The organism is Citrobacter sp. RHBSTW-00887, from assembly GCF_013728095.1.
Classification (GTDB): domain Bacteria; phylum Pseudomonadota; class Gammaproteobacteria; order Enterobacterales; family Enterobacteriaceae; genus Citrobacter; species Citrobacter braakii.
The window spans coordinates 1317572-1330150 of sequence record NZ_CP056267.1; the positions used below are offsets into that span (position 1 = coordinate 1317572).

At 52.4% G+C, this 12579-nt stretch carries 11 protein-coding genes; 4 read left to right on the forward strand and 7 right to left on the reverse strand.

Annotated elements, in window-relative coordinates; genetic code table 11:
• Nucleotide 1: 1 nt before the first annotated feature.
• The gene (locus HV314_RS06320; protein WP_181547591.1) at nt 2-1237 is read right to left on the reverse strand and encodes an MFS transporter; all 1236 of its coding nucleotides are present in this window, start codon (nt 1235-1237) and stop codon (nt 2-4) included.
• An 11-nt stretch (nt 1238-1248) separates the two neighbouring features.
• Nucleotides 1249-2073 carry an MBL fold metallo-hydrolase gene (locus HV314_RS06325; RefSeq protein WP_016157286.1) on the reverse strand — a complete coding sequence of 275 codons (825 nt, stop codon included), beginning with the start codon at nt 2071-2073 and terminating at the stop codon, nt 1249-1251.
• Nucleotides 2074-2410: 337 nt separating this feature from the next.
• On the opposite strand from HV314_RS06325, the gene HV314_RS06330 reads away from it, so the two are divergent.
• Nucleotides 2411-4585 (forward strand): extracellular solute-binding protein, encoded by a 2175-nt coding sequence (locus HV314_RS06330; protein WP_016157285.1) that lies wholly within the window; start codon nt 2411-2413, stop codon nt 4583-4585.
• A gap of 56 nt (nt 4586-4641) precedes the next feature.
• Here the strand turns inward: HV314_RS06330 and HV314_RS06335 are convergent, their stop codons facing one another.
• A complete protein-coding gene (locus HV314_RS06335; protein WP_047414795.1) occupies nt 4642-5244 on the reverse strand; it encodes a short chain dehydrogenase in 603 nt (200 codons plus the stop codon).
• A gap of 98 nt (nt 5245-5342) precedes the next feature.
• On the opposite strand from HV314_RS06335, the gene HV314_RS06340 reads away from it, so the two are divergent.
• On the forward strand, nt 5343-6233 hold the full coding sequence (locus tag HV314_RS06340) for a LysR family transcriptional regulator (protein ID WP_016157283.1): 891 nt from the start codon (nt 5343-5345) through the stop codon (nt 6231-6233).
• A gap of 43 nt (nt 6234-6276) precedes the next feature.
• Here HV314_RS06340 and HV314_RS06345 read toward each other — a convergent pair whose 3' ends face one another.
• From HV314_RS06345 to HV314_RS06355, 3 genes are read right to left on the reverse strand one after another with little or no spacing between them, the layout of a single operon-like run.
• On the reverse strand, nt 6277-7791 hold the full coding sequence (locus HV314_RS06345) for a tripartite tricarboxylate transporter permease (RefSeq protein WP_181547593.1): 1515 nt from the start codon (nt 7789-7791) through the stop codon (nt 6277-6279).
• Nucleotides 7792-7801: 10 nt separating this feature from the next.
• Nucleotides 7802-8236 carry a tripartite tricarboxylate transporter TctB family protein gene (locus HV314_RS06350; protein WP_087050849.1) on the reverse strand — a complete coding sequence of 145 codons (435 nt, stop codon included), beginning with the start codon at nt 8234-8236 and terminating at the stop codon, nt 7802-7804.
• A gap of 14 nt (nt 8237-8250) precedes the next feature.
• On the reverse strand, nt 8251-9228 hold the full coding sequence (locus tag HV314_RS06355) for a Bug family tripartite tricarboxylate transporter substrate binding protein (RefSeq protein WP_080859118.1): 978 nt from the start codon (nt 9226-9228) through the stop codon (nt 8251-8253).
• Between the two features lie 153 nt (nt 9229-9381).
• On the opposite strand from HV314_RS06355, the gene tctD reads away from it, so the two are divergent.
• Nucleotides 9382-10056, forward strand: coding sequence for a transcriptional regulator TctD (tctD, locus tag HV314_RS06360; protein WP_016157281.1), 675 nt, complete (start codon nt 9382-9384; stop codon nt 10054-10056).
• Entirely contained in the window at nt 10043-11494 is a 1452-nt protein-coding gene (locus tag HV314_RS06365; protein WP_181547071.1) for a sensor histidine kinase, read from the forward strand. Before tctD ends, HV314_RS06365 begins: the two co-directional genes overlap by 14 nt.
• Here the strand turns inward: HV314_RS06365 and HV314_RS06370 are convergent.
• Nucleotides 11487-12569, reverse strand: coding sequence for a fimbrial protein (locus HV314_RS06370; protein ID WP_181547596.1), 1083 nt, complete (start codon nt 12567-12569; stop codon nt 11487-11489). The genes HV314_RS06365 and HV314_RS06370 overlap by 8 nt on opposite strands.
• Nucleotides 12570-12579 lie beyond the last annotated feature (10 nt).

The window sequence follows — 12579 nt, forward strand, 5'->3', positions numbered from 1 at the left end:
ATCAGGAGTTTGCTTTTTTCAATGTGAGGTCCGTTTTGCGTTTGGAAATATCGTCCCGGAAGAAAATCAGGAAGAATACGCTGACCACTGCGGCAACGCCTGCTGAAACTAGCCAGAATGTTTCCCATTGTGGTAACGACTCTGGACCTTGTTCCGTCACGGTGTTATTAAAGATTTTCCCGCATACGGTAGAAGCAAATAGCAGACCAACGCCGTTGGAGACGATAAATCGCAAGCTTTGGGCTTGTGCTTTGATCTCTGGCGCGGCTTTACGGTCAACATAAATGTCGCCCACGGTAAAGAAAAAGTCCCAGCAGAATCCTTGTAACATCAGGCCGATCAGCACAAACATCATGTTGGCATCCAGCGAAGCATTAGCAAATAATAGTGTGCGGATAATCCAGCAAACGGCGCCTAACATTAGAGTTATTTTGAAGCCAGCTTTCAGTAAGAAGAATGACAGCAGGAACATGAAAATGACTTCACAGGCGATGCCAACCTGCATCATTGAAGCGGCGTTATCGAATCCAAGCGCTTTTAAAAAGACCGGGATATAGGCGGAATAAGCCGTTTTTGGGATCATCAGGACAAAAATACTGAGCATCAAAACTGAGAAACTACGGTCTTTGAAGAGCGCCAGAGCGTCCAGACATAACAGATCGCGAAGCGTAAACACGCTTCCTTTTGCTTTCGGTGGGGTGTTTGGCAACGTAAAACAGTACAGGCCGAGAACGACACCTGAGGCCGACGCAATATACCAGGTGATGGTATTTCCAGAATAACCCATTTCACCAATGATAAAGCCGATGACCATAAAGCCAAATGTGCCGAATACACGAATAAATGGGAAGTATTTTACCCCGTTAATGTGGCTGAAACTGATACTGTTAGCCAGCGCAGTTGTAGGATAAAACAGCAGACCAACCAGGAAAATCATGGTCAACGTCATACCTGTGTTGTGTGCCTCAATAAATTGTGGAACAAACAACAGTACACCAGCATTAATTAAATGCAGGATCGCCATGACTTTTTGTGACGAAAAGAAGCGGTCGGCGACCATGCCAATAAATAGCGGGGAAAGAATAGTCGCCAGGCCAAGCAAGGCATAGGATGAGCCAATAATTGTCGCCATACCATAGGTGCTCAATACCAGCCCCATGGTCATATTCCAGGCACCCTGCATGAAATATTGTATGAACATCATAATCAACAGGCGTGGTGTTTTATTAAGGTCCATATTGCATATCCTTATTGGTTGATGCTCAGGTTAAGCCCGTCCCAGGCGACAAGAATGTTTTCTTTGTCGCATGCCGCAATGAGATCGTCGTGCAGCAGACCTCCGCTGTGTGAAATATGCGAGACGATAAGTTGGCTATTTTTCTCAAGGCAACCCAGTTCCGCAAGCCTGTCTCTGGCGGCGAAGACTGTTTCCAGACTCATGTGGTTATTAGTACGATTATCACCATTAAAACCGTAGGTGCATTCCAGGACAGCCAGATCGATTTTTTTCCCTTTCAACCACTGCCATGTGAGCTCAGGAAACCAGCCTGAATCATGTCCGTAGAAAATGGACTGACCTTCCTTTTCGATAAACCAGGTATAACAAAGCTCCCACTTGGCATGGTTAGCCAGTAGTGGAGTGATGCGGTATCCGCGAGTTTCAACGGTCACGAAGGGAACCAGACAATGAAAAGCAAATCTTTCAGCGCTGTAGCCCGGTAACACTTGGGCGGCACCGTTAATTGCACGGTCATTACCAAAAATGTGCAACGGATGAGTAATCTCAAATCCGTACCCTTCCATCCGGCTAAAAAGATCGCCGACGTTGAAATGATCGGGGTGAGTATGTGTGAACAATAGCGATCTGATCTCTGTTGCGTCCAGGCCATCTCGCAGCAGTTGCTGACTGAATTCAGGCGCGACGTCAATGAGCAGTTCATCGTCGATAATGGCTGAAGAGTGTGTGCGTAAGTCTTTGCCTTTACGAATGCGGGCTTGCTGGCAGTGCTCACAACGGCAAAAAGGATTGGGGATCCCTTCAGATGCAGCGGTTCCCAGAAAATGAATCTTCATGTTTCCCTCTTAATGACAAATGTGATTGTTGTTTTTTTAAGCGTTAATGTAATAAAACATAATTGGAACGTGTCAATTATGATTCCGGCGTTTTATATGAACAATGATCTTTTGCTTTAGAAGTGATCCTCTTCAAATATTATAAAATTTATATATGTATTTCATCGTGTTAAGAATTTAATGTCATGAGTTTTGTCTATGAATAGCGTCAGGCTTTTATTTTGACATGCATTATAAAATGCACTTTTTAGTTTTGTAACGTTCAAATTCATGTGCTGGAGATAGTTTCCTGATGAGTGCCGTGCTAGCATCAAAGCATCAGGGGAAGGATGTAAAAATGCCAACTATCAAAGACATAGCAAGAATTGCCGGTGTGTCGCATGGGACTGTTTCGAATGTGCTCAATGGCAGAGGGAATGTAAGCGTCGAGAAAATTGAAGCGGTTCAACGTGCAGCCCGAGAAGTTGGCTATCAGTTGAATGCGCAGGCGCAATCGTTGAGAGCCAGCAAAAGTCAGGGAGTGGCATTGATTCTGCCCGACATCAATGCCGAGCAGTATTTTCAACTCTATCGGGGATTGCATCAGGTCTGGCAGCCTTCATTAAGCGAACCGATTGACCTTTACCTGACCAATGATCTGCCCAATCTTGAGCTGGAGATCCTGCAAACGCTGGCGGCAAAGTCTTACCAGGCCATTGTCTCAGTCAGTTGCCTGAATGACAGTCAGCCCTATTACGACTTGCTCAGACTCTCTCCGGAGAATGTTCTGTTTGCCTATCGCCAGCCTGTCGGCGCAGTTTGTTATTTTAGCCTTGATTATGTGACTGCAGGCGAAGAAATAGCGAGAAGGGCGCTGGCACAGCAGCCGGGCCATATTGGCGTTTTCTGTGAACGTCTGGAATTTTCCCACAGCGCGCGCTTCACTCAAGCGATACAGGAAACCTGCCGGGAATTAAGTCCGCTTACAAAGCTGACGATTTTACCTGCACATGCCAGTGAAGCTAACACCGTCGCTTTTGACTTTTTTCGTGGGGCAATTCCCGATCTGTTTATTGTCCAGGACTCTGAGAGAACGCGAGCACTAACGCAAGCAGCCTGGTTTGGTAGCTCCCAGTCCTGCCCGCCGATATTGCAACTGAGTGATAATCTTCCTGCATCTTTCGACGGGATCACAAGCTACCAGATGGATTATGGTCGTTTGGGGACAACTATTGCCTCCAGTATTCGCCAGCCCAAAAGTAAAGAAAAGCATCGTATTCTGACGAATTGCGGTTTTTCCTGGAATGGTCAGTACGTGCCGCCGCCTGAGAAAGAGGCGACGCTGAATATGTTAATTTTACCGAGTCCTTCGACTGATGCGTTGAAGAAACTATTACCCCATTTTTATCGCCAGACCGGTATTAAGGTAAATCTTGCGGTTTATCCCTATGATGAAGTTTTTGAAATTCTCTCCCATCTTCATCTACATCCTTATTACGATTTACTGCGAATCGATATGGCGTGTTTTCCCTGGTTTGCAGAGAAAGCACTATTACCGCTGGAGTCCGTCTCTTCTGAGCTTCCGTTACTGCTGGAACACTTCTCTGAGCAAATTCAACAGCACTTCAGCATAGTAAATGGGACGGCATGGGCAATACCTTTTGATGCCAGTATGCAGCTTCTGTTTTATCGACGAGATCTGTTTGAAGATGCGACGATTAAACGGATGTTTTATGAAGCAACGGGAAAAGAGTTAACGCTTCCAGAGAGCTTTGCGCAATTTGATGAGATAGCGGCTTTCTTTAGTCAATTACATCAGCCAGAAAACAAGCAGCGCCCGATGGGAACGGCGGTGACGCTAGGAAGCTCAGGGCTTATCGCTACTGAGTATCTGCTGCGTTACTACGCGCTCGGTGGGCGTTTGGTGCGTGAAGGCGAGCCGGTACAGCTCGAGCCTTCACTTGCCACTGCTGCACTTGAACAATATCTACAACAACTTTCTATAGCCGTGAACCTGCCCGGAGAGTGGTGGAGTGACGCGGTAAAACAGTTTGAGCGTGGAAATCTTGCCATGCTGATCATGTATCTCAATTTGTTTAACGATGTGGCGCACACCGCCATAGCTCCCACAATTGGCTATGCGCCCGTTCCGGGGCAACTTCCACAATTGGGGGGCGGCTCCATCGGAATGTCCCGCTACAGTAAAAAGAAAAAACAGGTTGAGCAGTTCTTTCATTGGCTCTATTCCGATGAAATTGCCCGCCATCTGGTTCTGCTGGGAGGGAATAGCGCCTGGTCTGGAATATGTCACGACCAAAACGTTCTCAATCTCTACCCGTGGTTTAATTTATTGAATGAAAAAGGTATGACGGGAATAAGGGAGTCTGAGGGAAGTAAAGGTGAACCTTTCAACCTGCGCCAGGCAGAGATTATTATCGGGCAAGGTGTGACGAATGCGATTAACGGCATTATGGATGTCATCCAGGCCGTGGAATATATCAATGCGCGAATAAGAAACGAAACGGGTGCCTGAAAATAGGCAGCGCCTCGCCTCTTACTGATGACGTAAGAGGCGAGGTAATGCTTTGATCAGTAACCGACTTTATAAATGCGCCCGGTTTGGATGCCTTCCACGCTGCGGCGATAGGCATTGGCAACGGTAGCGGCGGGGACGCTTTCAAAGCCTGGGAAGAAACCATCGTATGCTTCGGCGGATTCACTGAGTACGGTTGGGCTTATCAGGTTAATGCGCTGACCACGACCTAGCTCACAGGCAGCAGCGCGCACAAATCCTTCCAGTCCGGCATTGATCGTTGCCGCATTCGCCCCTTGTGCGATGGGTTCATGGGCGATAATGCCGCTAATTAGCGTAATCGAGCCGCCATCATTGAGGAAATGTTGCCCGGTTAATGCCAGACGTATTTGGCCTAACAGCTTATCCTGTAATCCCTGATTAAAGTCCTCGTCGGTCATTGTCGACAGCGGGCCAAAGAACAGGTTGCCGGTGGCGGAAACGATCGCATCTACCCGACCGACTTTTTCAAACAATGCCTCGACACTCTCCTGCGAGGTGATATCGACCTGGTAATCTCCCTGCGTGCGACCTACGCGGATCACCTCATGTTTACGGCTTAACGTTTCTGTGACTGCGCGCCCCACTGTACCGCTGGCACCAATAATGACGATTTTCATAACCACCTCCAGAATAGTGTGAGCCGCTATTCTTTAATGAAAATGAAATCGGATAAACTGGCTATAAGTTAGATGATTACTAACCAGAGGTTTGTAATATGGATAAGCTGCGCGGCATGGAAACGTTTATCGCCGTGGTGGAGAGCGGAAGCTTTACCTCCGCGGCAACAAGACTCGAGATGTCTGCGGTGATGGTGGGAAAATATATCACCCAACTGGAAGCACAGCTCGGCACGCGTCTGCTGGAGCGCAATACTCGCCGCCAGAGCCTGACTGATGCCGGGCGTGTCTATTTTGAAGAAGCCCGCCGCGTGCTGGAGCAGGTGTCGATAGCTGAGCGTTCGGTAGAGCGTCTGCGGCTGGCCCCTGCGGGGACGCTGCGCATTAGCGCGCCTACTTCTTTTGGCGCTTGCGTTATCTCGCCGCTGGCCGCTGCGTTTTTACAGGCCTGGCCAGAGGTGCGCATTGAGCTGGATCTGACCAACCGGATGGTTGATCTGGTGAATGAAGGCGTCGACCTGGCGATCCGTATTGGCGATATCCATCAGACTGATGTGGTGGCGAAATACCTGTGCCCTTACCGTATGGCGATCTGTGCATCAAAGGATTATCTTGCCCGTCATGGCACGCCCCTTACGCCAGCGGATCTGGTGGATCATCTGTGCCTGTCCCATACCGTATGGACGGCTCGCAACGAATGGATACTGCCTGGCGTGACGGGCGAAGTCAGATGGAAGCGTGATGCGATCCTGCGCTGTAACGATGGTCATGGCCTGCGTATGGCGGCGGTAGCGGGGGCTGGACTGTTATTGCAACCGGAGGTGCTGCTGGCGCAAGAGTTGGCTACCGGGAAACTGATTCGGATACTGGAAAAGTTTACGCCGCAGCCGCGGCCGATTCATCTACTGTGGCGACAAGATTTGCGTCCGCTGCCTAAGCTGACGCGGTTTGTTGAGCACGTACTCAGTGCCGTTCAGGAATTAAGATGAAAATGCCGGATAAGGCGCGTCAGCGCCGCTATCCGGCATATTATTAGCTGATATCCACCTGCGGTTTGCTGTTACGTTTACGAATCAGGCGTAGCACTGGCGGGACCACGATAACCACTACCGCCATCACCAGCAGCACTTTCGCCACGCCGCTGGCCCACAGAATATCCATATTACCGTTACTGATAGACAGCGCCCGACGCAGGTTCTGCTCCAGCATTTCCCCGAGAACGAAGCCTAAAATCAACGGCGACATCGGGAAGTGCATTTTGCGCAATATGTAGCCCAGCACGCCGAGGGCAACCATCAGCACCAGATCGAAAGTGGTGCTGTGGACGGCATACACGCCCACCGCGGAGACTGCCGCAATAGCCGGTACCAAAAACCACAAGGGGATGGTCAGCATACGGGTAAACAGGCCGATCAACGGGATGTTCATCACCAGCAGCATCACGTTAGCAATCAGCAGCGCCGCAATCAGCCCCCAAACGATATCCGGCTGTTCGGTGAACATGGCCGGACCCGGGGTGATATTGTACAGCGTCAGCGCGCCCATCATCACCGCCGTGGTGCCGGAGCCCGGTACGCCGAGCGTCAGCATCGGGATAAAGGAGCCACAGGCCGAGGCGTTGTTGGCGGCTTCGGGGGCCGCCACGCCGCGTATATCCCCTTTGCCGAAGCTGTCGCTATTGCCGCTGAGCTTTTTCTCGGTCATGTAGGTGATAGCACTGGCAATGGTTGCGCCCGCGCCAGGCAGGACGCCGACGAAAAAGCCAATCACCGATGAACGCAGGGTTGCGCCAACGCACTGCGCACCTTCTTTAGCGTTAAATAACATGCGGCCCGTTTTACGCACCAGCGTCTGGCCACTGCTGGTATGTTCCAGCATTAACAGTATTTCAGAGACTGAGAACAGCCCAATCACTACCACGATAAACTGCACACCGTCGGAGAGATGAACGCTGTCAAAGGTAAAGCGATAAACCCCGGTATTGGCGTCTACGCCAACGGTCGCAAGGCCGAGACCGATAAGCGCTGCCAGAAATGATTTCAGCGGGTTTTGCGCCATCATGCTGCCAAGGCAGGCAATGGCGAAAACCATTAAGGCAAAGTATTCCGCCGGACCGAAGGCCAGCGACCATTGGGCTAACGCCGGGGCAAACAGAATGATGCCGCCGATAGCGATAAGCGAACCAATGAAAGAGCTGACCGCCGAGATAGAGAGCGCAACGCCGCCGCGGCCTTGCTGCGCCATCGGGTAGCCATCCAGCGCGGTCATAATCGCCGCCGCATCGCCGGGAACATTCAGCAGGATGGAGGAGATACGTCCGCCGTATTCACAACCTATGTAGACCGTAGCCAGCAGGATCAGCGCAGATTCTGCAGGCAGATGCAAAGCGAAGGCCAGAGGCAGGAGGATCGCCACGCCGTTAATGGGTCCAAGACCAGGCAACAGCCCGACAATGGTACCGACAAAACAGCCAATCAGGGCGATGACCAGGTTTTCCGGCGTCATGGCCACCGCGAAACCCTGAGAAAGATAAATCCAGGTATCCATCGTTTCTCCGTTAACCCAGCCAGGCGCCGAGTGGTAAGGTGACGTCAAGCAGTCGGTCAAAGGCATACCACAGCAGTATGCCGAGTACCGCGCCGGAAATCCCCGCAGCCGGAATGGTTGCGCCGAACAGCATGCCAATTACCACGGTGAGAATGGCGGTGGCGATGGGAAAACCGAGCCATTCGAAACCCCAGGCGTACATCAACAGAACAATCACCATCGTCAGCAGCTTTTGCAGAACGTGACGGCGGGGCCAACTGATGGTGTCGGGATGGCGCAACAGCAGCGCCACGGCGCATACCAGCATCAGGCTGATAATGCCAAGCGGAAAGGGACGCGGCCCAACCGGCTCATAGCTGTATTCGCTGGTGATTTGCCAGGCCACGAACAGCCCGGCTATGCAGAGCAACAGCCAGATACCTGCAAAAATACGATCGCTCATCATCTTTGCCTCTGCGCTTATTTCGCCAGACCGAAGGCTTTCGCCTGCTCACGGTAATCCGTGACCTGCTTTTTCACGTATTCGTCGAGCTGCTTACCGCTCATGTTGAATTCAAACAGGCCGCGCAGATCGCGCTGCTTTTTAAACTCATCGGTCTGCTGGAGTTTATTAAAGGCATCAACCCACCACTGATACTCGGCGTCGCTGACTTTTGGTCCAACGTAGAAGCCACGAATGATGGGCCACACGAGGTCGTAACCCTGCTCTTTGGCGGTTGGTACGTTAGCTAACTGGCCTGGCAGACGTTCATCAGAGAACACGGCGAGCACGCGGATTTTGTCGCCGCTAAGATAAGGCACCATCTCGCTGAGATCGCCGGAAACCACCTGTACGTGATTCCCCATCAGCGCGGTGACCGGTTCGCCGCCGCCCTCAAAGGCCACATAGCGCATCTTATGTGGATCGACGTTGGCTTTTTGCGCCAGCAGCGCCGACTTCATCCAGTCCTGACTACCGATAGAGGCGCCTGCGCCAATGACCACGCTGTTAGGATCTTTCTCCATTGCCGTCAGCAGATCTTTCAGCGTTTTCCATGGTGAGTCCTGGCGTACGGCAATCATGCCGTAGTCAGTGCCGACACTTGCCAGCCAGCGGACATCATCAACGCCGTAGCGACCAAACTTCCCTTGTGACAGGTTCAGCAGCGAGCCGCCGGAGAATGCCACTACGGTACCCGCTTCAGCCGGACGTTGCGCGACGATCGCGTTATAGGCCACGGCGCCAACGCCACCGGGCATGTAGGTAACGCGCATCGGTTTTTCGATAGCGCCGGTTTCCATCATGCTCACTTGAATCAACTTACAGGTGAGATCGAAACCACCGCCAGGTTTAGCAGGGGCGATACATTCTGTGCGCGATGGCGCTTGTTCCGCCAGAACAGAGGTACTCATCAGTAAAATGCTTGCAGTAAGGGTACGAAGTAACTGTTTTTTCATTGTTTATCCTCACGCCGGAAAACCGGATTTTCGGGTACGGAAGAAGATTTTTGTGATTATGTGAGCCGATGTGTAGCAGTTCGGTTGCGTGATTGTTAAAACATTAACCTTTCAATTCCCTTTCAATGCGGCAGAAACTTTACAGGATGTGATATGCGTCTCTTATTAGCGGAAGATAACCGTGAGTTAGCTCACTGGCTGGAGAAAGCGCTGGTGCAAAACGGTTTTGCCGTCGACTGCGTTTTTGATGGCCTGGCGGCCGACCATCTTTTACATAGCGAAACGTACGCGCTGGCGGTGCTGGACATCAATATGCCGGGACTGGATGGTCTTGACGTCGTTCAGCGCCTGCGCAAACGCGGGCAGACGCTTCCTGTGCTGCTGCTGACGGCGCGTAGCGCGGTGGCCGATCGGGTGAAAGGATTGAACGTCGGGGCCGATGATTATCTGGCAAAACCGTTTGAAATCGAGGAGCTGGATGCCCGGCTGAGGGCTTTGCTACGCCGCAGCGCGGGGCAGGTGCAGGGCATACAGCAACTGGGCGAACTGGCGTTTCACGATGAGGGCTATTTTCTGTTGCAGGGGCAGCCGCTGGCGCTCACGCCGCGCGAACAGGCATTGCTGACGGTGCTGATGTACCGTCGATTGCGACCGGTTTCGCGTCAGCAGTTGTTTGAACAGGTCTTCAGTCTAAACGATGAGGTCAGCCCCGAAAGCATTGAATTGTACATCCATCGTCTGCGTAAAAAGCTACAGGGAAGCGATGTGCGCATCGCCACGCTGCGCGGGCTGGGCTATGTGCTGGAGCGTAGCGATGAAGTGGGTTAAACCCCAATCGTTGTACCTGCAACTGCTGATGTTTCTGGGTTTGCCGCTCATGTTGTTGTGGGGGTTGTCGGCATTTAACAGCTATGTCAGCGCGCTACAGGCGGCGACGCAGGCGTATGACCGGACGCTGCTCTCGTCTGCCAGAACCGTCTCCGAGCGACTGGTGGTGCACAACAAACAGCTGGAAGTGAATGTGCCGTGGGTGGTGCTGGACAGCTTTGAGCTGAATATGAACGACAGGTTGTATTACAAGGTGGTCGACCCGGCGGGGAAGGTTATCTCAGGTTATGACGATTTACCTGCGATGCCGCCTGCGACATCGCGTACGCGACTTTATCCGGCGCTGGCGTGGTTTTATCACACTGAATATCGCGGGGAGGCAATTCGCGTGGCGCGTCTGCTGCAGCCCGTCAACGAGGGCGGCATTATCGGCATGGCCGAGATTTATGTCGCCGAAACGCTGCAATCGCGACGTTACCTGGCGCGACAGTTGCTGTTTTCCTCGTGGGTTTCGCAAGGGCTGCTGGTGCTGCTCACGCTGGTGCTGGTCGGCTGGCTGCTGCGTCGGGTGTTACGCCCGATGCGCCAGCTGTCATCGCTGATGGTGCGTCGCGAGCCTGGGCTGTTGACGCCGCTGCCGGAGCTACTGCCGTGGTCGGAAACCCGTCTGTTGATTGTGGCATTCAACCGTTATCTGGACCGACTACGCGGCCTGATCTCTCGCCAGGAGCGCTTCAGCGCGGATGCTTCCCATCAGCTTAAAACGCCGCTGGCGGTGCTAAAAACTCAGGCGGCGGTGGCCCTCGCCAGCCAGCAGCCGCAGCAATGGTATGAGAGTCTGCAAGCCATGAGCTCCACGCTGGATAACACCATTCAACTGACGGAAAGGCTGTTACAGCTGTCGGCTGTGAAGCGCAAAGAGCAAGGAGAAAGGCACTTCTCGCCGGTTAATTTGTATGAGGTGGTGCAAAGCAGTTGTTTCACGCGACTGGCGCAGGCGCGCAGTAAAGGGATCGATCTGGGCTATGAAGGGGAACAGGATGCGGTGTGGATTGAGGGTGATGAAGTCCTGCTTGGCGAACTGTGCGGGAATCTGCTGGATAACGCACTGAAATACACGCCGCCGCATGGTGTGGTAACCGCCCGTCTGCTGCGAAAAGGAGAGGCGGTGGTGCTGGTGGTTGAAGATAGCGGGCCGGGTATCGATGAGCAGATGGTGCACCAGGCGCTGCTACCGTTTCATCGCCTTGATAACGTCGGTAATGTCCCTGGCGCCGGGATAGGCCTGGCGCTGGTCAACGACATTGCTCGTCTGCACCGCACGCACCCTCAGCTATCACGGAGTGAAGCATTAGGCGGGTTAAGCGTACGACTGCGGTTTTTATGCCTGGTGCGAGACGCGCAGGACGATCAGCATCGTCCTGCGTCTGTTATTTAAAGGTCACCGTCGCATTGACAGGGATACTAAATGTGCCGGGTTGGGGAGGATTCTTCAGCCAGAACAGGGTTGCCATGAACTCTTTGCGTCGGCTGTCGCTCTGGTTGGTAAACGCGCTGCTGGCAAAATCGATACGGTTGCCGCTGATAATGTCCCCGGAGCCGGGTTGTGCAGCATCCTGGAGCGTAACGCCGATATCTGGCGTACCCTGACCGGTAAAAACTGCGCCGCTGTTGCTCGTGGTGCCGGTAAACGTTACCGCGTAGTTGATGCCGCGACATTCATGCTTCCCGGCGGCTTCTGCGGCAATAACGGCAAACTGTTTACTGTGGCTGTTATCTTTTCCCACTTTTGCTTCGGTAATGCTGATCCTGCCAAACTCGACGGTATCCGTTCCTTTGTCAGAGCTGATAGAGACGATCGGTTCGCAGTTGATATAACTGATGTTATTCAGGCCATTAAGCGCGGGGCCAAAGTTTTTGGCCGGATTGCTGGTGGAGCAATGCGAACCGCAGGCGTTAATGCTGCCAATACCGTCGACGACGAAAACTTTGTTGATGGTGCGACCGGCCAGCGCAGGCAAAGGATCCGGGAGTTTTCCGGTAGCGACCAGACTGAGGTTAAAGGTGAAAGAAAATGTTTGTGGGCGCGCCACACAGTCACTGGAATGTCTGTGGCTATAACTATTGCAGTAGCTGTCTGAACCTATTCGGGGCAACGTTGCATGATATTGGGTGGCGACGGCCTGGGCGCTTTGATCGTAGGGGCGACCATCAATGCTCACCACCAGTTTCATATTGGTTCCCTGCAGAAAATTCGCAAACTCATGGTCGGGGTCGATGTAGATTTTGGCGGCTTCGCCGTGGGGCATATAGTCTGTGTCGCTGCAAGTGACGCTAACGGTTTGTCGATTGGACACCCAAACGGTGTCCCCGGCGGTGGTACTGTGGCTGATTTTAATGGGATCAACCTGTACGGAGATGTTGTTTGCTTTACAGGTAACTGCATAGCTTGCACTACTGAATATCGGCAAACAAAGCAGCACCACAAGTTTAACTATTTTTAACGGATTCATTGATTGCACC

Bases quoted from the DNA above. Each gene is read 5' to 3' on its own strand.
- HV314_RS06370 (WP_181547596.1), bottom strand. From the start codon at position 12,569: ATGAATCCGTTAAAAATAGTTAAACTTGTGGTGCTGCTTTGTTTGCCG.
- HV314_RS06350 (WP_087050849.1), bottom strand. From the start codon at position 8,236: ATGATGAGCGATCGTATTTTTGCAGGTATCTGGCTGTTGCTCTGCATA.
- tctD (WP_016157281.1), top strand. From the start codon at position 9,382: ATGCGTCTCTTATTAGCGGAAGATAACCGTGAGTTAGCTCACTGGCTG.
- HV314_RS06355 (WP_080859118.1), bottom strand. From the start codon at position 9,228: ATGAAAAAACAGTTACTTCGTACCCTTACTGCAAGCATTTTACTGATG.
- HV314_RS06325 (WP_016157286.1), bottom strand. From the start codon at position 2,073: ATGAAGATTCATTTTCTGGGAACCGCTGCATCTGAAGGGATCCCCAAT.
- HV314_RS06335 (WP_047414795.1), bottom strand. From the start codon at position 5,244: ATGAAAATCGTCATTATTGGTGCCAGCGGTACAGTGGGGCGCGCAGTC.
- HV314_RS06340 (WP_016157283.1), top strand. From the start codon at position 5,343: ATGGATAAGCTGCGCGGCATGGAAACGTTTATCGCCGTGGTGGAGAGC.
- HV314_RS06330 (WP_016157285.1), top strand. From the start codon at position 2,411: ATGCCAACTATCAAAGACATAGCAAGAATTGCCGGTGTGTCGCATGGG.
- HV314_RS06365 (WP_181547071.1), top strand. From the start codon at position 10,043: ATGAAGTGGGTTAAACCCCAATCGTTGTACCTGCAACTGCTGATGTTT.
- HV314_RS06320 (WP_181547591.1), bottom strand. From the start codon at position 1,237: ATGGACCTTAATAAAACACCACGCCTGTTGATTATGATGTTCATACAA.
- HV314_RS06345 (WP_181547593.1), bottom strand. From the start codon at position 7,791: ATGGATACCTGGATTTATCTTTCTCAGGGTTTCGCGGTGGCCATGACG.